We start from the raw sequence: 19,444 nt of genomic DNA on the forward strand, positions 1-19,444 counted from the left end.
GCGCTCACCGAAGCTTCAGCGGGATGCCCGCGACGAGCAGCACCACCTCATCGCACACCTGCGCCAGGCGCGCGTTGAGCGCACCGAGCTCGTCCCGGAAGAGCCTGCCAGAACGGGTTTCCGGGACCACGCCGAGCCCGACCTCGGCCGAGACCAGGACCACTCGGCACCGGCAGTCCCGCACCGCCCGCACCAACGCATCGACCTGATGGGCGAGCTCAGCGGGTGCCCCCGGCTCGTCGGACCAGCTGCCTGCATCATCCATGGCGCCGGTCAGCCACGTGGCCAGATCGTCGACCATCATCGGGTCCGGGTGCGAACGCAGCAGCTCGGCGGCCACCTCCGCGGTCTCGACGGTCGTCCACGTCGACGGACGGCGTGCCCGATGGACATCGATCCGGGCCGTCCATTCGCCGTCCGCCGGATCGATCCTGGCGGTGGCCAGATACCGGACGGGCAGGTCCGAGGGCAGCAGGTCCTCCGCGTAGGCGGACTTGCCGGAGCGGGTACCGCCGAGAACCAGGGTGCGTCGGACAGCGTCGGGCACGGGCGCACGCTACCTTCCACACTCGTGAGCTACAGCTGGCGATACCTCGACGAGCACGGCAACCCGACGTCCGGCCCGGACGAGACGTTCACCGACCAGACCGAGGCCGAGTCGTGGTTCACCGAGACGTGGCCGGACCTGCTCGACGACGGTGTGCACGCGGTCACACTGCTCGACGGCGACTCCGAGGTGTACGGACCCATGAGCCTGCACGAGCAGTCCTGACCGGCTAGACCTTGTCGCCGACCTTGACCCGGACCTTCGGCGTGCGCAGCTTGCGGATCTGACTGGCCCTGGCGAAGGCGTACCAGCCGAGGGACAGCCCGGAGATCTGCTCCTTGGGGAACCGCTCGCGTGCCTGGTTGGTGATGCGACGGCCGAGCAGGATCCCCTCGAGGATCATCGCGGCCATCATCGCCATGCAGAACAGGCTGAACATCTGCTGGACCTGCGGAACGGGCACGATCAGCGATACGAACACCAGACCGGCGAGCGGCATGAACAGGCCGATCACGTGCCTGCGGGAGTCGACGAGGTCGCGCACGAAGGCCTTGACCGGGCCCCGGTCCCTCGGCAGGAGCGTCTCGCCGCTGGCGATCCGACCACGCCGCGCCATGTTCTCCTTGCGCCGTTCGGCGCGGCTGGCCCGGTTCTGCTTCGCCAGCTTCATCGACTCGCGCTGGGTCTTCGGCGGGGGCGGAGCCGGCCCTCGGCGCTTGCCTTCCGCGTCGCGGCGCTTCGGCGTCGGGCGACCCTTCGCCGGGGTGAAGCCGCGCGGGTTCAGCGCATCCTCGGTACCGCCGTCGGACTCCGAGCCGGACTCGGATGACACAGCTTTGGCGTCGTCAGCGGCGGATTGGTGGCGCAGAAACCTCACGTCGACAGACAATACTGTCCAACGGGCCCGGTAGCGTCCTTCGGGTGCGCATTGTGATCGCTCCCGACTCGTTCGGCGGCACGCTGTCCGCCACGGAGGCCGCATCGGCGATCGCGACGGGGTGGCGACGGACCGCTCCGTCCGACGAGCTGCGCGAGCTGCCCCTCGCGGACGGCGGGACCGGGTTCCTGGACGTTCTGCACACCGTGCTGGGCGGTCGGCTCCACGCCTTGAAGGTGACCGGGCCACTGGCCGGGGGCCAGGTCGACGCCGAGTGGCTGGTGGTGGACGGCACGGCGTACATCGAGGCGGCGCGGGCCTGCGGCCTACACCTGATCCCGACCCGGCCGTTGGACGCGGTCTCGGCCGGTGCCGCGACCAGCAGGGGCGTCGGCGAGCTGATCGCCGCCGCGACCGCCGACCCCGAGGTGACCAGCGTGGTCGTCGGGCTGGGTGGATCCGCCTGCACGGACGGGGGCGCCGGCGCGCTGGCCGCACTCGGCGCCGAGCCGCTCGACGAGTCGGGCGCGGTACTGGGCGACGGTGGCCTCACCTTGGCCGCCTGTGCCTCGCTGTCCGGGGCCCCGAGGCTGAGGAACGGGACTCGGCTGGTGATCGCGGCCGACGTGGACAACCCGCTCCTCGGCCGGCACGGCGCGGCCGCCGTGTTCGGCCCGCAGAAGGGCGCGGACCCCGGGACCGTCGCGGCCCTCGACGCCGCGTTGGAGCGCTACGTCGCGGTACTCGCGGCCGCCGTGGGCCGCGACGCCGCCGAGCTGGCGGAGGCCCCGGCGGGCGGCGCGGCAGGCGGACTGGGCGCCGCACTGCTCGCGTGTGGCGGGGAACGGGTGTCGGGTTCCGGGCTGGTGCGTGAACTGTGCGGGCTGGACGCCGCACTCGACCGGGCGGACCTCGTGCTCACCGGGGAGGGGAGCTTCGACTGGCAGTCGCTGCGCGGCAAGCTCATCACCGCCGTCGCCTCGGCGGCGGCCGAACGGGGTGTTCCGTGCCTGGTGCTGGCCGGGCAGGTCAGCGTCGGGCGCAGGGAAGCGGCGTCCGTCGGCGTCGAGGACGCCTACTCGGTCGCCGAGCACGCCGGTGGCGCCGAGGTGTCGATGGCGGACCCGGCGGGCACGCTGTCCGCGTTGGCCGCCGAGCTGGCCGGCCAGTGGAGCAGCTCACCCTGACCGTCACTCGCCAGATGTGTCACGATGGAGGAGTCACCAGTGCGGGATGGAACATCCGGCGCGTTACTCGTGTTGAGTGAAGCGAGTCAAACAAGGCGAACGGGTGAACACCCGCCACCTGACACAGAAGCGAGGGAGAGCAGATGACCGTCGACAACAGCACCACCACTGAACAGACGCACGGCGTGGAGCTGACCGAGGCGGCGGCGCTGAAGGCGAAGGCCCTTCTCGACCAAGAGGGCCGCGACGACATGCACCTGCGCATCGCGGTTCAGCCCGGTGGCTGTGCCGGCCTGCGCTACCAGCTGTTCTTCGACGACCGCTCGTTGGACGGCGACCTGTACCGCGACTTCGGCGGACTGCGTGTCGGCGTCGACCGGATGAGCGCCCCCTACCTGCAGGGTGCCACGATCGACTTCGTGGACACGATCGAGAAGCAGGGTTTCACGATCGACAACCCGAACGCCGGCGGCTCCTGCGCCTGCGGCGACTCGTTCAACTGATCTGAACCAGGCTGAGAATCAGCCGAATCTCACAGGCCCGCGCCGGACTCAGTCCGGCGCGGGCCTGTTTCATGGCAGTAAGGTCATGCTTCGTGCCTATCGCCGTAACCGGTTCCATCGCGACCGACCACCTCATGCACTTTCCTGGCCGCTTCGCCGACCAGCTGATCGCCGAGCAGATCGAGCGCGTCTCGCTGAGTTTTCTCGTCGACGAGCTGATCGTCCGCCGAGGAGGGGTCGCCGGGAACATCGCCTACGCGCTGGCCGTCCTCGGCGGCTCGCCGGTGCTGATCGGCTCGGTCGGGGCCGACTTCGGTGAGTACCGCGCCGACCTGGAGCGGCTCGGTGTGGACTGCTCGCAGGTCGCGGTGCACGAGGACCTGCACACCGCGCGGTTCGTGTGCACGACCGACACCGACATGCGGCAGATCGCGTCCTTCTACGTGGGCGCGATGGGCCGCGCGAGCGACATCTCGCTGGTGCCCGCCTCGAAGCTCCCCGGCGGGCTGGACATCGTGCTGATCGGGGCAGACGACCCGGCGGCGATGGTGCGCCACACCCAGGAGTGCCGTGAGCTCGGACTGCCGTTCGTCGCGGACCCGTCCCAGCAGCTCGCCCGCATGGAGGGCCCGGAGATCCGGCAGCTGGTGGAAGGCGCCCGCTACCTGATCACCAACGACTACGAGTGGGAACTGCTGCTGCGCAAGACAGGCTGGACCGACGCCGAGGTCCTGGAGCGGGTCGATGTGCGCATCACCACACTCGGTGAGAACGGCGTGCTGCTGGTCAGCAAGGACGGCACCGAGCTGAAGGTCGGGGTCGTCCCGGAGACCGGGAAGGTCGACCCGACCGGTGTCGGTGACGCGTTCCGCGCAGGGTTCCTCGCCGCCATCGGCGGCGGGCTGTCCCTGGAGCGGGCCGCGCAGCTCGGCTCACTCGTCGCCGTGTACGTCCTGGAGACCGACGGACCGCAGGAGTGGACCTGGCACCGGGCCGACGCACTGGAGCGGCTGCGCGCCGCCTACGGCCCCGAAGCGGCGGACGAGATCGCCTCTGTCCTGCCGGAGGGCTGATCCCCAGGGTGTCACCGCGCACCCGCCGCGTCCCGGCGGGTGCGCAGCAGCCACGCGCACGCCAGCCCACTGACCAGCGCGAGAGCCGCACAGACCGACATGGCGAGGACCAGCCCGGAGGTCGCGTTGCCGAGGCCGGGGCCCTGGCTCGTGTACAGGGTGCCGCACAGCGCGATACCCAGCGCCAGGCCGAACTGACGCGAGCTGTTCGCCGCGGCGCCCGCCGTGCCTCCATAGGACGGCGGCACCGCGGCGATCGCCACCGCGGGGAAGACCGGCGAGACCATGCCCGCGCCCAGACCGGTGATCAGCAGCGCCGGAACCAGGGCGAGCCAGCTGGCCCAGCCCCACACCAGTAGCGCCGTGGCGCAGCCGAGCCCGATGAGCACGGTGGCGCCGCCGAGTACCCGCCCGGGTGGCAGGCTGTGCAGCCGCCCGCTGATCAGCGCGGACACCATGAAGAACACGACGATCTGTGCGCCGAGCACGAGCGAGGTGGCGGTCGGGCTCAACCCGATGTGCTCCTGCAGCCACAGCGACATGATCGGGCCGGCGCCGAACGTGGCGAAGTAGTACCCGAACGCCACCACGAGCACGCCGACGAACCGCCGGGTCCCGAACAGCGTCAGCGGCACCATCGGGTGCCTCCCGGATCGCTCCACCAGAACGAACAGCGGGACGGTCACCGCCGTGACCCCGAGTGCGATGAGTGTGCCGGGGGCGCCCCACCCTGCTTCGCCGCCGTGGATGACAGCGAAGGTGAGGCTCGTCGTGGCAAGGGTGAACGTCGTGATGCCCGCGTAGTCGATGCGGTTCGCGGACCGCTCGCTCTCGGACAGCGTCCTCGCCGCCAGCACGATCGCCACCAGGGCGAGCGGCAACGAGCAGAAGAAGATCCAGCGCCACCCCAGGAACTCGGCGAGCAACCCACCCGCGACGGTGCCGACCGCCCCGGCGATGCCGGCGACCGTGCCCCACACGGCGAATGCCCTGGCCCGATCCGCGCCGTGGTAGGTCAGCCCGATCAGCGGCAGGATCGTCGCGAACATGGCCGCGCCCGCGATGCCCTGCACCGCCCTTGCGATGATCAGCGTGGTGGCCGATCCGGCGAAACCACAGCTCAGCGTGGCGATGGTGAACAGGACCAGCCCGCCGAGATAGAGCCGTTTGCGGCCCAGGTTGTCACTCAGCGATCCCATACCCAGCAGGAGACCGGCGAGTGCGACGGTGAACACGTCGACGATCCACTGCAGCGCCCCGAACCCGGCGTGCAGGTCGGCGCCGATGTGGGGCAGGGCGACGGTGACGATCGTCGTGTAGATCAGCAGCAGGAAGGTCCCGAGACAGCTGGCCACCAGGGGGAGCCAGTTCGTGCGGGCCGGAGCGGCAACGGAAGACATGCCTCTACCGTGCTGTAATGACCTTGTGCTGCAGAACCCTTACACGGAGCCGTGCCTGCGAGTTGTGGTGGACCTCACGAACCGTCCGCCGGTCGACCTGGCCGACCTCGTGGAGCGCTGGCTGGCGGCGTGCGTCGTGCCCGAGCGTCCACCGGTGGAGCAGGACCTGATCGATGTGCGGGCCTACCTGGTCAGGTGGGCCGAGGTGGTCGATGCGGACAGCGAGCGACAGCGGATCGACCTGCTCAACGGCCTGCTCGCCGACTACACCGCGCACCCCAGGCTGAGCATCCACGAGGGCAGCACCGGATGGCATCTGCACTACCGGGACGACGGACTCGGGCTCGGCCGGGTCATCAGCGCGGCGATCAGCGTCATGACCGCGGATCACCTCAGCGAGAAGGGCATGCACCGGCTGGGGCGCTGTGCGCTGCCGGACTGCGGCAACGCCTACATCGACTTCACGCGAGGGGGCAGGCAGCGCTACTGCTCCCAGCCGTGTGCCAACCGCGACGCGGTCCGCCGACACCGAGCCGGAAAGCCCAAGATCCCCTCGTGAGTGATGAGGCCGTCTACCCCGAAGGGGCGCGAAGCGTAGCCGCTCTGGGCACTCACGACAGCTTCATCGTCGTGAGGGTCCAGGGCGGCTATAGGCGGCCTCAGCACTCACGAGGGACCCCGGGGCCGTGCACTCTGTGCACGCGGTCGGGACCACGGCCGTACCCGGCTTAGCCCGTGCCCGGCTTAGCCCGTGCCCGGCTTCAAGGCATCTCGGCTTCGCCGTCGACTCGTGAGTGGCAAGGGCGCCTATAGGCGCCCGGAGCACTCACGACGGAAAAGCTGTCGTGAGTGCTCCGAGTGCCTACGCCTGCGGCGCCGCTTCGCGGTAGACGCCCTTGCCACTCACGTGGAGACGCGGGCAGCGGCTAGATGTGAACCGGGTACTGCGGCTCCGGAATCTCCGGACGGATACGCCCCTCCACGGTGATGCCGTGCCAGAGCATGAACACCAGCAGCGTCCAGATCCGCCGGCTGTGGTCGTGCGGGCCGGTGCGGTGGTCCTCCAGCATGCGACGGACCGCCCCCAGGTCGAGCAGGTGATCGGTCTGGCTGTCCCGGATGATCGCGGCGGCCCAGTCGTACATCTCGTCGCGCAGCCAGTGCCGGATCGGCACCGGGAAGCCCAGCTTGCGGCGATGCAGCACGTGCGCGGGCACCACCGACTCCAGCGCCTTGCGCAATGCGTACTTCGTCGTGCCGGACGCGTTGGTCCCGGTGATCTTCTCCTCGAGCGGGATCGTCGAGGCGACCTTGAACACCTCGGGGTCCAGGAACGGAACCCGCAGCTCGAGCGAGTTGGCCATGGTCACCTTGTCCGCCTTGACCAGGATGTCGCCGCGCAGCCAGGTGAACAGGTCGATGTGCTGCATCCGGGCCACCGGGTCCCAGTCCTGGGACTGGCGGTACCACTGGGCGGTGATCTCCTGGGTGGAGCGGCGCGGGTCGTACTGGCGCAGGACGCCGGCCAGCTGCTCCTCACGGAAGATGCGCGCGTTGCCGTAGTAACGCTGCTCCAGCGACAGTGCGCCCCTGCGCAGCAGGTCCTTGCCCCGGATGCCGTCCGGGATACGGGTGGAGATCTGGCCCATCGCCTTGCGCAGCCCGCCGGGGACCTTCTCGAACGGTGCGAGGGACAGCGGCTCGCGGTAGATCGTGTAGCCGCCGAACAGCTCGTCCGCGCCCTCGCCGGACACTACGGCCTTGACGTGCTGGCGGGCCTCGCGCGCGATGAACCACAACGGCACCAGCGCGGGGTCGGCGACCGGGTCGTCCAGGTACCAGACGATCAGCGGCAGCGCGTCCATCATCTCGTCCGGCTTGACCGTGCGGATGACGTGCCGGACGCCGATCGCCTCGGCGGACTCGGCGGCGACGTCCACCTCCGAGTAGCCCTCACGCTCGAACCCGGTGGTGAACGCGATCAGGTCCGGGTTGAACTCCTTGGCCAGCGCGGCGGTCGCGGTCGAGTCGATGCCGCCGGACAGGAATGCGCCGATCGTCACATCGGCGCGCATGTGTTTCGCCACCGAATCGCGCAAAACATCGGTAATTCGCTCGTACAAGGCGGCCTTGCCACTCGGCCCGGAAACCGGAGTGGGCGAGAACACAGGTGAGAAATACCGCTCGGTCACCGGATCCTCGCCGGGCCGGACGGTGAACTGCGTACCCGACTCGAAACGCCGGATCTCGCGGTGCATCGTGGCCGGTTCCGGCACGTACTGCAGCATCAGATAGTGCTGCAGGGCGGGCTGGTCCAGGCTCAGCGAGCCGGCCAGCTCCTGCAGGCACTTCTTCTCGCTGGCGAACAGGATCCCGTCCGGGCCGGGCATGTAGTAGAGCGGCTTGATGCCGAACGGGTCGCGCGCGCCGAACAGCAGGCGCTGCTCGGCGTCCCAGATCAGGAAAGCGAACATGCCGCGCAGCCGGCGGACCGCGTCGGCACCCCAGTAGTGGTAGGCGGCGACGATCACCTCGCCGTCGCCCTCGGTGTTGAACCGGGCGCCGTGGTCGGCGATCAGCTCTTCGCGCAGCTCCAGGTAGTTGTAGATCTCACCGTTGAAGGCCAGTGCGTACCGGGCGTCGGCCGAGTCGGAGCCGTCGGGAGCCCAGTGCAGCGGCTGGTGGGAGTTGGCGAGGTCGATGAACGCCAACCGGTTGAAGCCGAAGACGACGTCCTGGTTGTGCCACACGTCCGTCTCGTCGGGACCGCGGTGGCGAGAACATCGCAACGCGTCGGTCAGCGAACCCGCCCGGTCAGGCGCATCCGCTCGAGCCGTCAGTAGTCCAAGTAGCCCACACACGAGGAGCGATCGCCCCTTCCATCTCACGTGTCGGAGAAGGTCCTGCATATCTGCAATCCGGAGAAGAGCAAGAGTATGCCGGGGTGGATTTCGCGCCACGCGGGCGGACTGGACAACCCTCGCGCGGCGGCGACGAAAGTTTCTTATAGGCTGCGACGCGAGGTAGCCGCTGTTCCGCCATTTGGGGGAGCTACCGACGATGACTGAGCGTGGGAGGCAGCGAGCAGTGGGCGAGGGGCGCACCCGGTACGGGAAGGCGATCAAGGTCGCAGTCCTGGCCGCCGTTGTAGCGGTCTCGGCAAGCGGATGCTCGGTCAACGAGGCGATTCGCTTCGGCTGGCCGGAGGGCGTAACCCCGCAGGCCCTGGAGATGCGGCAGCTTTGGACGATTCTGGCTCTCGCGTCGCTGGTGGTCGGCGTGATCGTGTGGGGCATGACGGCATGGACCGTCGCGTTCCACCGCAAGAAGGGTGAGGGTGAGCTGCCCCGGCAGTTCCAGTACAGCCTTCCTGTCGAGATCGTGAGCGTCGTGCTGCCGACGATCATCGTCGCGGCCATCTTCGGTTACACCGTCGTGGTCCAGAACGACGTCGACAAGAGCATTCCGAGGCCGGACGTCAAGGTCGGGGTCACGGCCTTTCAGTGGAACTGGAAGTTCGACTACCCGGACAACCCGACCGGCAAGCCGATCAGCACGCTCGGCACGAGCGAGACGATCCCGCTGCTGGTCCTGCCGACCGATCGCAGCATCGAGTTCACGCTGAACTCGCAGGACGTCATCCACTCGTTCTTCGTTCCGGAGTTCCTGTTCAAGCGGGACGTCTTCCCGGACCCGGAGAAGAACGACCAGGACAACACCTTCGTGATCGACAAGATCGAGAAGCAGGGTGCGTTCGTCGGCCGGTGCGCGGAGCTGTGCGGCAGCTACCACTCGCAGATGAACTTCGAGGTGCGCGCGATCAGCCCGGACCTCTACCAGCGCTACCTGCAGCTGCGTACCCAGACGAACGCGATCACCGGCGTGCCGAACAGCGCGGGTGAGGCTCTCGCCGCGCTGAACTGCGGCGACCTGTGCGCCCCGCAGGCAACCACCACGTACCCGTTCCACACCGAGCGCACGATCCGCTCGGCCGCGGAACGCAACAACAACGGCTGACCCCGGTCACGGAAAGGAGCGATGGCGCGATGAAGGTCGAATCCCGCATCTTCGAAATCTGCACGGTCTTCTTCTTCCTGTGCGCGATTGCGTACGGGGTCCTGTCGAAGGAAGTGGTGGGCATCGCCTGCCTGACCCTCACGGGCGGGCTGTCGCTGATCATCGGCACGTACTTCCGGTTCGTGTCGCGTCGCCTGGAGACCCGCCCCGAGGACAACCCTGAGGCCGAGGTCGCGGACGGCGCGGGTGACCTGGGCTTCTTCAGCCCGGGCAGCTACTGGCCCATCGGTCTCGCGGCGGGCGCCGCGATGCTCGGCGTCAGCGTCGCCTACTTCTTCATCTGGGCGATCGTGATCTCGGCTGTCGTGCTGATCGTGATGATCGGCGGCCTGCTGTTCGAGTACCACATTCCGCCGGGGCACTAGGGCCTACGTGATTCTGAGTCCTCGGCTGGTCATCCGACCACTGACGGCCGGGGAAGCGGAACGATCCCTGTCCGACACCGAGCCCGACAGCCTGACGTTCGCGGACGGCTACCCCTCCTCGATGGCCACCGAGATCCTTCGGCTGGTCGCGCTCTATCCGATGACCGGTGAGCAGGACGACGACCGGCCCGACCTCGGTCCGTGGCTGGTGGTCCGTCAGCTCGACGATGCGGTCATCGGCGCGGTCACCTGTGCCCGGACGGCTGAGCCGAGCACGGTGACCGTGGGCTACGACTTCGCGCAGTCCTGCTGGGGGAGCGGCTACGCCACCGAGACGCTGGGCGCGGTCGTCGAACACCTGCTGAGCGTTCCCGAGGTGTGGCGGGTCTGCGCGGAGACGACAGTCGACCACTCGGCGAGCCGCCGGGTCATGGAGAAGGCCGGCCTGCGTTGGCAGCGGGACGAGACCGAGTTCGAAGACGGGCGTGAGGTCAAGATCGCGCACTACGCGATCGACCGGCCCGCCCCGATCTGAGTCCCGAGGCGCCGCCGAGGCGCGCACGTTTCGGCGTGTCCGTGGTGTTCGCGGTCTGCGGTGCGGCATTCGCCACCTGGGCATCCAGGGTCCCCGCCGTCGCCGCGCACGTCGGGTTGGGTTCGGCCGAGATGGCGGTCGGTCTGTTCGGGCTCGCAGCGGGCTCGGTGGCCGCACTGCTGGCGGCCGGCCCGTTGATCACGAAGATCGGCAGCCGATGGGGGTGCTGGTCGGGGCGGCGCTGCTGTGCGGCGGACTGCCGACGCTCGTGGCGGCACTGGTTCTGTTCGGCGTAGGCAACAGCGTGCTCGACGTCTCGATGAACGCGCACGCCGCCCGGGTCGAACGGGTCTACCAACGACCGATCTTCGCCGGATTCCACGCCTTCTGGAACATCGGCGGACTGCTCGGATCGGGTCTGAGTGCCCTCCTGGCGGCCCGTGAGGTCCCGATCCAGGTGCACTTCTCCCTCGCGGGTTGCGGTCTTCTCCTGGCCGCACTGGCGGCCGCGATCGGCTGTTTCCTGACCGGGGCCGTCCCGGGACAGGGCGGCGCGGCTCTGGTCGTGCCGAGCCGGGCGTTGCTCGCGCTCGGGGTGATCGCGTTCTGCGGGTTCCTGGTGGGAGGGACCATCAACGACTGGAGCGCGTTGCTGCTGGTCGGAAACGGGGCGGACGCCACGATCGCCTCGCTCGGCTACTTCGCGTTCTCCCTGACGATGATCGCGGTCCGGCTCGTCGCCGATAGCAGCGGTTTTGCCCGTGGTTCTTTCTACTATGGCCTGGACCGGGGCAGGTGAGGTTCGGGGCCGGTTATCGTCGCCGGCCGGCAGTTGGGTGCGCGGGCTGCGCCCGGATGCTTCTCGAACCAGCACACCACTAGCTCCACCGGTCCCATACGCACCACCTCGCAGAGCCTCGTGTCGCGTCGCAGATGCTGCAGTGTCTGCGACGCGACATGAAGCTCTGCGAAGTCGCCCCGATGGTGCTGATGTGACTGGTGGGGTGATCAGGATTCGGTGGCTGCCGGGCGCAGCCCGCGCACCCAACCGCCAGTCGGCCGCCACGACCGGACCCGAACCTCACCGGCCCCGGTCCGGACCGTAGTAGACACAACCACAAGCAAAACCGCAGGTCACGCACCATGATCTACTTAACCTGAGCGGCATTGGTCTGGGGATCTCTGTGCGAGCCGCTAAGCATGACATGACAAAGCGGGCCCGACCTTGTGGTCGGGCCCGCTTGTGTTGCTGGATGTGGAGACTCAGCCGTTGTCGTCCATCGGGCGGCCCGCAAGCTCGCGCGCCCCCGTGTTGGAGTGACCGTTCGAACCGGCGTGGCCGTTCGACGAGTGGCCGTTCGAGCCGGTCAGGGCGTCGGCGCGGGCCTGCTCGAGTGCGGCGGTCTCGTCGGCGGGGTCCGGGCTCATGAACGAGCCGGGGACCGGGTGGCCGGCGGTGCCGAGCTGGTTCATCCGCTTCGGAACGGCAGCGCCCTGGTAGGCGAGCGGAATGGCGTGACCGTGCGAGTCGACGCCGGCCAGCGGCTGGTGGACCTCGATGAACTCACCGTGCGGCAGCCGCTTGATGATGCCCGTCTCGATGCCGTGCTCCAGCACCGCGCGGTCGCTGCGCTGCAGACCGATGCAGAACCGGTAGGTGACCCAGTAGGCCAGCGGCGGCAGCAGGAAGATGCCGATCCGGCCCGCCCAGGTGGTCGCGTTCAGCGAGATGTTGAACCGCTCGGAGATGATGTCGTTCGAGCCGCACAGCACCAGCCAGGCGTAGAACGTGATCGCCATGATGCCCAGCGAGGTACGGACCGGGACATCCCTCGGACGCTGCAACAGGTTGTGCATCGCGTTGTCCTTGGTGAACTTCCGCTCGATCATCGGGTACATGGCCGCGAGGCCGTGGATGAGCGGGAGGAACAGCGGGCTGGCCCAGAACGCAGGCGGGATCAGGTAGGTGTCCGCGATGTTGATCTCCCACGGCGGGAAGATGCGGAGCATGCCCTCGGTGAACAGCACGTACCAGTCGGGCTGTGAACCGGCCGAGATGTGCGACGGGTTGTACGGGCCGAAGTTCCAGATCGGGTTGATCTGGAAGAGCCCCGCCATCAGGCAGATGATGCCGATGCAGGCGGCGCCGAACGCGGCACCCTTGGCGGCGAAGACCGGCAGGATGCGGACGCCGACGACGTTCTTCTCGGTCCGTCCCGGGCCGGGGAACTGGGTGTGCTTCTGGTACCAGACCAGTCCGACGTGCACCGCGATCAGCGCCAGCAGGATGCCGGGCAACAAGAACACGTGGACGATGTAGAGCCTCGGGATCAGCTCGTGACCCGGGAACTCGCCACCGAAGACCAGCCAGTGCGTCCAGGTGCCCATCACCGGGATGGACATCATGAAGCCGGACATGATCCGCAGGCCGGTGCCGGACAGCAGGTCGTCGGGCAGGGAGTAGCCGGTGAAGCCCTCCATGAAGCCCATCAGGATCAGGACGATGCCGATGACCCAGTTGGTCTCGCGCGGCTTGCGGAACGCGCCGGTGAAGTAGGTGCGGAACATGTGCACGAACATCGCCGCGACGAACAGCAGCGCCGCCCAATGGTGGATCTGCCGGACGAACAGGCCGCCGCGCACGTCGAAGGAGATACCGAGCGCGCTCTCGTAGGCACGGGACATCGACAGACCGCGCAGGTTGTCGAACGCCCCGTTGTAGGTGACCTCCTGCATCGACGGGTCGAAGAAGAGGCCCAGGTACGTACCGGACGCGAGCAGGACGATGAAGCTGTACAGCGCGATCTCACCGAGCATGAACGACCAGTGCGTCGGGAAGACCTTGTTGAACTGCTTACGCATCCCGGAGGCCGGGTGATACCGCTCGTCGAGCTGGTCGAGGGCGTCAGCGGCTTTCGCCTGCAGCGCCCCCGAACTCGTGGTGGGGGTGGTGATGGAACTCACGATGATCTCCGCTCCCAGAAGCCGGGTCCAACAGCTTCGTCGAAGTCGCCGGTCGCCACGAAGTATCCCTCTTTGTCGACCGAGATGGGAAGTTGTGGAAGCGCCCGGGTGGCGGGACCGAACACCGGCTTGGCGTACTCGGTGGCCAGGAACTGCGACTGGTGGCACGGGCAGAGGATGCGGTTCGTCTGCGCCTCGAACAGCGAGGTCGGGCAGCCCAGGTGGGTGCAGACCTTCGAGTATGCGTAGTAGTCGCCGTAGTGGAAGTTCTCCCGGCCGGCGCGCTGCGTGACCTTGGTGCCCGGGCGGAGCCGGATCAGCATGACCGGTGCGTCGGAGGCGTGCAGCGGCTCGTCCAGCTTCTCCGCGCTCTCCAGGTCGGACAGGCGGAACGGGAAGACGGTCTCGATGCTCGCGGCGTCGAGGTCCTCGGGGCGGACCCGGACCTCGATCTTGTTCTTGAGGATCTCCTCGGCCGGGAGCGAGACGTCGCGGCGCAGGTAGACGGTCTCACCGTGCTCGGACTTCCACGGTGTGACCCACAGCGCGGCCTCGGCGCCGCCCTTCCACGGGTTGCGGATGAGGCCACCGAGTGCGACGACCCCGACCCCGAGGCCGAAGATGCCACCGGCAAGACCGAGGCTGCGCATGATCATCTTGCGGCGGCCGAAGCCGGTGCTCTTGCCCGCGCTGGCCAGCTGGGCCATCACGGTGCGGCGGTCGATGTCGTCCGACCGGCCGTCGTGGCGCTGCTGGACCGACAGCTCGTCGGGGAAGAAGCGCTTGACGTAGGTGATCAGACCGACGCCGATGGTCAGCAGCGCCAGGCCGAAGCTGGTGCCGATGACCGGGGTGTACAGCGAGTACATGAGGTGACCGGGCTGGCCGGGTGCCTTGTACTGGAACGGCCAGGCGATGAAACCGACCACGAAGATCAGCGCGAACAGCGCCGACAGCAGGAACCACTTGGCGACCGCGCGCTCGGCGCGCTTCTCGGCGCGGGTCCCCTCGACCGGGAACCGAGGCGCGTTGCGATGGACGACGACGTCGTCGAGCTCGGAGGCCAGCTGGGCCAGCTGCTCCGGCGTCATCTCGTCCACCTCGGCCTGGGTCGGCCGGTTGGAGGTACCGCCACTCATGCCTTTGCTCCCAACCACAGTGCGACGGCGACCATCGCGGTGATGCCGAAGACCCAGGCGATCAGGCCCTCGGACACCGGGCCGATACCGCCGAGGCCGTTGCCGCCGGGGTCGTTCTGGCCGTCGGCCACCGACTTGACGTACGCGATGATGTCCTTCTTCTCGTCCGGAGCGAGCTGCCGGTCGGAGAAGTGCGGCATGTTCTGCGGGCCGCTGAGCATCGCGGTGTAGATCTGCGCTTCGGTCGCCGGGGCGAGCGGCGGCGCGAACTTGCCGGAGGAGAGCGCGCCACCCTGTGCGGTGAAGTTGTGGCACGAGGCGCAGTTCAGCCGGAAGAGCTCACCACCGCGAGCCGGGTTCGGCCCGCGCAGGGCCATCCCGTCCTCGGCCGGGCGCTGCGGGCCGCCACCGTTGGCCTGCACGAACGCGGACAGCGCGTCGATGTTGTGCGCGCCTTCCGGCTTGCTCATGTCGAGGTCGGCCAGCGGGTGCTTGCGCTCGGCCTGCGCCTCCTGGCGGGCCAGCGGCATGCGGCCGCTCGACACCTGGAAGTAGGTGGCGGCGGAGCCGACACCGATCAGGCTGGGGCCTCGGTCGGCGACACCCTGCAGGTTGGCACCGTGGCAGCTGATGCAGTGGTTGTCGAAGACCTGCTGGCCCTGAGCGACGAGCTGGGAGTCGTCGGCCGCGACGGCGGTCTGTGGCTGCGGTGCGAACACGGAGTACAGGGCTCCCGCGCTGAGCAGTGCAATGCCCAGCGCAAGGGCGCCGGCCACGCGGCGTTGCATCTTGCTCCGGCCGCCTCGGCGGCGGGATGTGGTGGGAGTCATCGCGGAGTCTCGAACCCTCGCTGTCAGATCAGGCGCTCGTAGCGAGCGGTCAGCGGATGAAGTAGATCACGGCGAACAGGCCGATCCAGACGACGTCGACGAAGTGCCAGTAGTAGGACACGACGATCGCGGCGGTGGCCTGTGCCGGTGTGAACTTGCTGAGCTTGGTGCGGATCAGCAGGAAGACGAACGCGATGAGCCCACCGGTCACGTGCAGGGCGTGGAACCCGGTGGTCAGGTAGAAGACAGTGCCGTACGCGCCTGAGGGGATCGTGGTGGCGTGCTCGGTGATGAGCACCCGGTACTCGTTCGCCTGACCGAGCACGAAGAACGTGCCCATGATGAGCGTCACCAGGTACCACCTGCGCAGGCCGAACACGTCGCCGCGCTCGGCGGCGAACACGCCGTACTGGCAGGTGAACGAGGACGCGACCAGGACGATCGTCACGACCAGCGCGTAGGGCACGTTCAGTTCGGTCGGGGGTGGTGGCCACTCGCCGACGTTCTGTGCCCGCGCGGTGAAGTAGATCGCGAAGAGCCCGGCGAAGAACATCAGCTCGCTGGACAGCCAGACGATCGTGCCGATGCTGACCATGTTCGGTCGGTTCAGCGAGTGGATTCGCTGACTGATATTGGGAGCTGCCGTCGTCACGGGGGTCATTATTACCCGTTAGGCCATTCCGGTCCGTTCAGGGTTACGCGCGCTGCGTCACATTGCCTTCGTTAAGGGGACCGACAGCCGCCCTGGTGGTGTTCCGTTCCCCGGATATCATCACCGCCGTGAGTAATGCAGCAGGCGCGGAGAACGAGTCGGTTCAGCGGACCGTTCTGGTCTTCAGCCATCGTGACCAGGTCCGGGAGTCCATCACCAACGCGGTGGGCAGACGGCCCGCGCCTGACGTCGGCAGGGTGAAGTTCCTCGAGGCCTCGACGATCGCCGAAGTGCTGGTCGCGATGGACTCGGGCAAGGTCGACCTGGCGATTCTCGACGGTGAGGCTCAGCCGACCGGGGGCATCGGGTTGTCCCGCCAGCTGAAGAACGAGATCACCGACTGCCCGCCGATCGTGGTCGCGGTGCAGCGCAGGGACGACCGGTGGCTGGCGACGTGGTCGCAGGCCGACGCGGTGCTGGTGCACCCGCTCGACCCGCTGCTGGCCGCGGAGACCGTCGCCGACGTGCTGCGTCGGCGCGGGGTTCCGGCCACCAGGGCCTGAGGCCTTGTCTCAGCCGGAGTCTCAGGTGGGCGGCGAGCGCACCTGGCCGGACCTGATCGGGCTGTTGCTCGCCGGCACCGACCTGACCGAGGCCGACACCGCGTGGGTGATGGACCAGGTACTGGCCGGTGACGCCACCGACGTCCGGCTGGCCGGCTTCCTCATCGCGCTGCGCGGTAAGGGCGAGACGGCGGAGGAGATCGCCGGGCTGGCGAAGGCGATGCTGGCGCACGGCAAGCGGGTGACGCTCACCACGCCCGCCGTCGACGTCGTCGGTACCGGGGGCGATCGGTCGCACAGCGTCAACATCTCCACCATGACCTCGGTCGTCGTGGCGGCCGCCGGCGTGCCGGTGGTGAAGCACGGGAACCGCGCGGCCTCGTCCCGTTCCGGTGCCGCCGACCTGCTCGAAGAGCTGGGTGTGTCGATCGGTCTCGACTCCGATGCGGTCGCGCGGTGTGTCCGGGAGCTGGGTATCGGCTTCTGCTTCGCGCCGGTGTTCCACTCGTCCATGCGTTTCGCGGCGGCGGCGCGCCGCGAGCTGGGTGTGCCCACCGCGATGAACCTGCTGGGCCCGCTGACCAACCCGGCGCAGCCGTCCGCCGGCCTCGTCGGCTGCGCCGACCAGCGGCTCGCCCCGGTCATCGCCGAGGTGCTCGCCGGCCGTGGTTCCTCCGCCCTCGTGGTCCGGGGCGACGACGGGCTCGACGAGATCACCACGACCAGCACGACGTCGGTGTGGGTGGTGAGCGACGGCAAGGTCCGGCGTGACTCGCTGGACGTGACGGAGCTGGGTCTGCCCCGGGTGGACATGAGCGATCTGCGCGGTGGGGACGTCGCGTTCAACGCCGACGTCGCCAGGCGGCTGTTCGCTGGCGAAACCGGTCCGGTCCGGGACGCGGTGCTGGTGAATGCGGCGGGTGCGGTCGCGGCGTTCACCGGATTGAGCGACGATTTGGTGACCGATTTGCGCACGGCACTCGATCGGGTCGCCGCCGCTGTCGATTCCGGCGCCGCCGAATCATTGCTGGCCCGTTGGGTGACGCTGTCGAATTCGCTGAGCGAACACTCCTAGGAGTTGTTCAGCACACCGCTAGCGCTTGCGCTGGCTCCACCACCAGCGCGCGATGACCACGAGCCCGGCGACCAGACCGGCCAGGACGACGAGCTGTCCGAGCGGGGAGGACAGCCCGGTCGGGTCCGGTGTGGCCAGCATCTGGCCACGGTACCGAAAATCGGTCGCCGGGCGGTCGACGGTCCGGGCGTCGGCCTGGCATCGGCGGCGGTTAGCGTGCGGGGGTGCGATTGACCCATTTCCGACAGCTCATGGCCGAGGAGTTCGGCTCGGTTCGTGCCGGCTCGCTCGCGGCGGACCACGTCATCGCGGACCTCGGCGGCCGGACGGTGGACCAGGCCCTGGAAGCAGGCATCGACCCGAAGGACGTCTGGCGCGCGGTGTGCGCGACTTTCGAGGTTCCGGCCGAACGACGGTGACGCGAGGTTCGGCATCGGGCGTTGAGCGGCGCATCTTGCCACAACGGCGTGTCCTTGCGGCTTCGAACAGCCGTTCGGCTATGGTGTTGTCCACATGCGGCGGAGTTATCCACCGACGGCAGTCGTGGCCCACAAAATGTCGGACGTGAGCCCTAACGTCATCCCCATCGCATCCCTACTTTGACAAGGTGGCAATTCGATGAGCGCTCCCGACCGCGAGAAGGCGCTAGCACTCGCGCTCGCCCAGATCGAGAAGAACCACGGCAAGGGCTCGGTGATGCGCCTCGGAGACGAGGTGCGCGCACCCATCGGGGTCACGCCGACCGGTTCGATCGCACTGGACGTGGCGCTCGGCGTCGGCGGGCTGCCCCGCGGCCGGATCGTCGAGATCTACGGCCCGGAGTCCTCCGGCAAGACGACCGTCGCGCTGCACGCGGTGGCCAACGCGCAGGCCGCCGGTGGCGTGGTGGCGTTCATCGACGCCGAGCATGCGCTCGACCCGGAGTACGCCAAGGCTCTGGGCGTCGACACGGACGCGCTGCTCGTCTCCCAGCCCGATACGGGTGAGCAGGCGCTGGAGATCGCCGACATGCTGATCCGCTCCGGTGCGCTCGACGTCATCGTCATCGACTCGGTCGCCGCGCTGGTGCCCCGCGCCGAGATCGAGGGCGAGATGGGCGACAGCCACGTCGGTCTGCAGGCCAGGCTCATGAGCCAGGCGCTGCGCAAGATCACCAGTGCGTTGAACAACTCGGGAACGACCGCGATCTTCATCAACCAGCTCCGCGAGAAGATCGGCGTCATGTTCGGCTCGCCGGAGACCACGACCGGAGGTAAGGCGCTGAAGTTCTACGCCTCGGTGCGTCTGGACATCCGCCGCATCGAGACCTTGAAGGACGGCACCGACGCGGTCGGTAACCGCACTCGGGTCAAGGTCGTGAAGAACAAGGTGGCGCCGCCGTTCAAGCAGGCGGAGTTCGACATCCTGTTCGGCAAGGGCATCAGCCGGGAGGGCTCGCTCATCGACGTGGGTGTCGAGCAGGCGCTGATCCGCAAGGCCGGCGCCTGGTACACCTACGAGGGCGACCAGCTGGGGCAGGGCAAGGAGAACGCCCGTAAGTTCCTGCTGGAGAACCCGGACGTGGCCGCTGAGATCGAGAAGCGGATCAAGGAGAAGCTGGGTATCGGTGCACAGCTGGACGCCGATGCGACGGTGCCGGCTCCGGTCGACTTCTGAT

The 19,444-nt window shown here is 68.4% G+C and carries 23 protein-coding genes; 14 read left to right on the forward strand and 9 right to left on the reverse strand.

Annotated features, from left to right (window positions below; all coding sequences use genetic code 11):
• Nucleotides 1-4 precede the first annotated feature (4 nt).
• Entirely contained in the window at nt 5-547 is a 543-nt protein-coding gene (cobU, locus tag G406_RS0103960) for a bifunctional adenosylcobinamide kinase/adenosylcobinamide-phosphate guanylyltransferase (protein WP_028932804.1), read from the reverse strand.
• Nucleotides 548-571: 24 nt separating this feature from the next.
• On the opposite strand from cobU, the gene G406_RS0103965 reads away from it, so the two are divergent.
• Nucleotides 572-772, forward strand: a complete 201-nt coding sequence (locus G406_RS0103965; RefSeq protein ID WP_028932805.1) for a hypothetical protein — start codon at nt 572-574, stop codon at nt 770-772.
• Nucleotides 773-776: 4 nt separating this feature from the next.
• Here G406_RS0103965 and G406_RS0103970 read toward each other — a convergent pair whose 3' ends face one another.
• Nucleotides 777-1,424, reverse strand: a complete 648-nt coding sequence (locus G406_RS0103970) for a DUF3043 domain-containing protein (RefSeq protein WP_028932806.1) — start codon at nt 1,422-1,424, stop codon at nt 777-779.
• A gap of 44 nt (nt 1,425-1,468) precedes the next feature.
• Between G406_RS0103970 and G406_RS0103975 the strand changes: the two genes are divergently transcribed.
• The 3 genes from G406_RS0103975 to G406_RS0103985 all read left to right on the forward strand — a co-directional run bounded on the left by G406_RS0103975 (nt 1,469) and on the right by G406_RS0103985 (nt 4,187).
• The gene (locus tag G406_RS0103975; protein ID WP_028932807.1) at nt 1,469-2,611 is read left to right on the forward strand and encodes a glycerate kinase family protein; all 1,143 of its coding nucleotides are present in this window, start codon (nt 1,469-1,471) and stop codon (nt 2,609-2,611) included.
• Between the two features lie 143 nt (nt 2,612-2,754).
• Entirely contained in the window at nt 2,755-3,114 is a 360-nt protein-coding gene (locus tag G406_RS0103980) for a HesB/IscA family protein (RefSeq protein ID WP_028932808.1), read from the forward strand.
• A gap of 134 nt (nt 3,115-3,248) precedes the next feature.
• Nucleotides 3,249-4,187: a carbohydrate kinase family protein gene (locus G406_RS0103985; RefSeq protein WP_425414563.1), complete on the forward strand. Its 939-nt coding sequence runs from the start codon at nt 3,249-3,251 to the stop codon at nt 4,185-4,187.
• An 11-nt stretch (nt 4,188-4,198) separates the two neighbouring features.
• Here the strand turns inward: G406_RS0103985 and G406_RS0103990 are convergent, their stop codons facing one another.
• Complete coding sequence (locus tag G406_RS0103990; RefSeq protein ID WP_037075098.1) at nt 4,199-5,587, reverse strand: MFS transporter; 1,389 nt, start codon at nt 5,585-5,587, stop codon at nt 4,199-4,201.
• A 67-nt stretch (nt 5,588-5,654) separates the two neighbouring features.
• Between G406_RS0103990 and G406_RS0103995 the strand changes: the two genes are divergently transcribed.
• Nucleotides 5,655-6,146: a CGNR zinc finger domain-containing protein gene (locus tag G406_RS0103995; RefSeq protein ID WP_245607004.1), complete on the forward strand. Its 492-nt coding sequence runs from the start codon at nt 5,655-5,657 to the stop codon at nt 6,144-6,146.
• Nucleotides 6,147-6,513: 367 nt separating this feature from the next.
• On the opposite strand, the gene asnB is transcribed toward G406_RS0103995, so the two are convergent.
• Nucleotides 6,514-8,448, reverse strand: coding sequence for an asparagine synthase (glutamine-hydrolyzing) (gene asnB / locus G406_RS0104000; protein ID WP_028932812.1), 1,935 nt, complete (start codon nt 8,446-8,448; stop codon nt 6,514-6,516).
• 199 nt (nt 8,449-8,647) lie between these two features.
• On the opposite strand from asnB, the gene ctaC reads away from it, so the two are divergent.
• Genes ctaC through G406_RS44505 form a run of 5 tightly spaced genes read left to right on the forward strand, consistent with a single transcriptional unit; the run spans nt 8,648 to nt 11,363 of the window.
• A complete protein-coding gene (gene ctaC / locus G406_RS0104005; RefSeq protein WP_051341554.1) occupies nt 8,648-9,604 on the forward strand; it encodes an aa3-type cytochrome oxidase subunit II in 957 nt (318 codons plus the stop codon).
• 29 nt (nt 9,605-9,633) lie between these two features.
• Nucleotides 9,634-10,029: a cytochrome c oxidase subunit 4 gene (locus tag G406_RS0104010; protein WP_028932814.1), complete on the forward strand. Its 396-nt coding sequence runs from the start codon at nt 9,634-9,636 to the stop codon at nt 10,027-10,029.
• Nucleotides 10,030-10,036: 7 nt separating this feature from the next.
• Nucleotides 10,037-10,564: a GNAT family N-acetyltransferase gene (locus tag G406_RS53625; protein WP_051341556.1), complete on the forward strand. Its 528-nt coding sequence runs from the start codon at nt 10,037-10,039 to the stop codon at nt 10,562-10,564.
• A 35-nt stretch (nt 10,565-10,599) separates the two neighbouring features.
• On the forward strand, nt 10,600-10,860 hold the full coding sequence (locus G406_RS53630) for a hypothetical protein (protein ID WP_051341558.1): 261 nt from the start codon (nt 10,600-10,602) through the stop codon (nt 10,858-10,860).
• The gene (locus G406_RS44505; protein WP_156934672.1) at nt 10,782-11,363 is read left to right on the forward strand and encodes an MFS transporter; all 582 of its coding nucleotides are present in this window, start codon (nt 10,782-10,784) and stop codon (nt 11,361-11,363) included. The genes G406_RS53630 and G406_RS44505 overlap by 79 nt, the downstream gene beginning before the upstream one ends.
• A 464-nt stretch (nt 11,364-11,827) precedes the next feature.
• On the opposite strand, the gene qcrB is transcribed toward G406_RS44505, so the two are convergent.
• The 4 genes from qcrB to ctaE are packed head-to-tail and all read right to left on the reverse strand — an operon-like array spanning nt 11,828 to nt 16,158.
• Complete coding sequence (gene qcrB, locus G406_RS0104025; protein WP_028932815.1) at nt 11,828-13,528, reverse strand: cytochrome bc1 complex cytochrome b subunit; 1,701 nt, start codon at nt 13,526-13,528, stop codon at nt 11,828-11,830.
• A complete protein-coding gene (gene qcrA, locus G406_RS0104030; protein WP_028932816.1) occupies nt 13,525-14,667 on the reverse strand; it encodes a cytochrome bc1 complex Rieske iron-sulfur subunit in 1,143 nt (380 codons plus the stop codon). The genes qcrB and qcrA overlap by 4 nt, the downstream gene beginning before the upstream one ends.
• Nucleotides 14,664-15,497, reverse strand: a complete 834-nt coding sequence (qcrC, locus tag G406_RS0104035; RefSeq protein ID WP_028932817.1) for a cytochrome bc1 complex diheme cytochrome c subunit — start codon at nt 15,495-15,497, stop codon at nt 14,664-14,666. The genes qcrA and qcrC overlap by 4 nt, the downstream gene beginning before the upstream one ends.
• Before the next feature lie 49 nt (nt 15,498-15,546).
• Complete coding sequence (ctaE, locus tag G406_RS0104040; protein WP_156934673.1) at nt 15,547-16,158, reverse strand: aa3-type cytochrome oxidase subunit III; 612 nt, start codon at nt 16,156-16,158, stop codon at nt 15,547-15,549.
• Nucleotides 16,159-16,277: 119 nt separating this feature from the next.
• Here ctaE and G406_RS0104045 point away from each other — a divergent pair, with 119 nt between their 5' ends.
• Nucleotides 16,278-16,712: a response regulator gene (locus tag G406_RS0104045; protein WP_051341695.1), complete on the forward strand. Its 435-nt coding sequence runs from the start codon at nt 16,278-16,280 to the stop codon at nt 16,710-16,712.
• 25 nt (nt 16,713-16,737) lie between these two features.
• A complete protein-coding gene (trpD, locus tag G406_RS0104050; protein WP_028932820.1) occupies nt 16,738-17,787 on the forward strand; it encodes an anthranilate phosphoribosyltransferase in 1,050 nt (349 codons plus the stop codon).
• A gap of 18 nt (nt 17,788-17,805) precedes the next feature.
• On the opposite strand, the gene G406_RS59280 is transcribed toward trpD, so the two are convergent.
• Nucleotides 17,806-17,928, reverse strand: a complete 123-nt coding sequence (locus G406_RS59280) for a hypothetical protein (RefSeq protein WP_281172382.1) — start codon at nt 17,926-17,928, stop codon at nt 17,806-17,808.
• Between the two features lie 83 nt (nt 17,929-18,011).
• Between G406_RS59280 and G406_RS55435 the strand changes: the two genes are divergently transcribed.
• Nucleotides 18,012-18,206: a DUF3046 domain-containing protein gene (locus G406_RS55435; protein ID WP_028932821.1), complete on the forward strand. Its 195-nt coding sequence runs from the start codon at nt 18,012-18,014 to the stop codon at nt 18,204-18,206.
• 199 nt (nt 18,207-18,405) lie between these two features.
• A complete protein-coding gene (recA, locus tag G406_RS0104065; protein WP_028932822.1) occupies nt 18,406-19,443 on the forward strand; it encodes a recombinase RecA in 1,038 nt (345 codons plus the stop codon).
• Nucleotide 19,444 lies beyond the last annotated feature (1 nt).

The organism is Actinospineispora spinosispora DSM 44797 (genome assembly GCF_000429025.1).
GTDB classification, from domain to species: domain Bacteria; phylum Actinomycetota; class Actinomycetes; order Mycobacteriales; family Pseudonocardiaceae; genus Pseudonocardia; species Pseudonocardia spinosispora.

Excerpts from the sequence above, each read along its gene's own strand:
- ctaE (WP_156934673.1), bottom strand. The coding sequence starts at position 16,158 with ATGACCCCCGTGACGACGGCAGCTCCCAATATCAGTCAGCGAATCCAC.
- G406_RS0104010 (WP_028932814.1), top strand. The coding sequence starts at position 9,634 with ATGAAGGTCGAATCCCGCATCTTCGAAATCTGCACGGTCTTCTTCTTC.
- G406_RS0103980 (WP_028932808.1), top strand. The coding sequence starts at position 2,755 with ATGACCGTCGACAACAGCACCACCACTGAACAGACGCACGGCGTGGAG.
- qcrA (WP_028932816.1), bottom strand. The coding sequence starts at position 14,667 with ATGAGTGGCGGTACCTCCAACCGGCCGACCCAGGCCGAGGTGGACGAG.
- ctaC (WP_051341554.1), top strand. The coding sequence starts at position 8,648 with ATGACTGAGCGTGGGAGGCAGCGAGCAGTGGGCGAGGGGCGCACCCGG.
- qcrC (WP_028932817.1), bottom strand. The coding sequence starts at position 15,497 with ATGACTCCCACCACATCCCGCCGCCGAGGCGGCCGGAGCAAGATGCAA.
- G406_RS44505 (WP_156934672.1), top strand. The coding sequence starts at position 10,782 with ATGGGGGTGCTGGTCGGGGCGGCGCTGCTGTGCGGCGGACTGCCGACG.
- G406_RS0103985 (WP_425414563.1), top strand. The coding sequence starts at position 3,249 with ATGCACTTTCCTGGCCGCTTCGCCGACCAGCTGATCGCCGAGCAGATC.
- recA (WP_028932822.1), top strand. The coding sequence starts at position 18,406 with ATGAGCGCTCCCGACCGCGAGAAGGCGCTAGCACTCGCGCTCGCCCAG.
- G406_RS59280 (WP_281172382.1), bottom strand. The coding sequence starts at position 17,928 with ATGCTGGCCACACCGGACCCGACCGGGCTGTCCTCCCCGCTCGGACAG.
- G406_RS0103990 (WP_037075098.1), bottom strand. The coding sequence starts at position 5,587 with ATGTCTTCCGTTGCCGCTCCGGCCCGCACGAACTGGCTCCCCCTGGTG.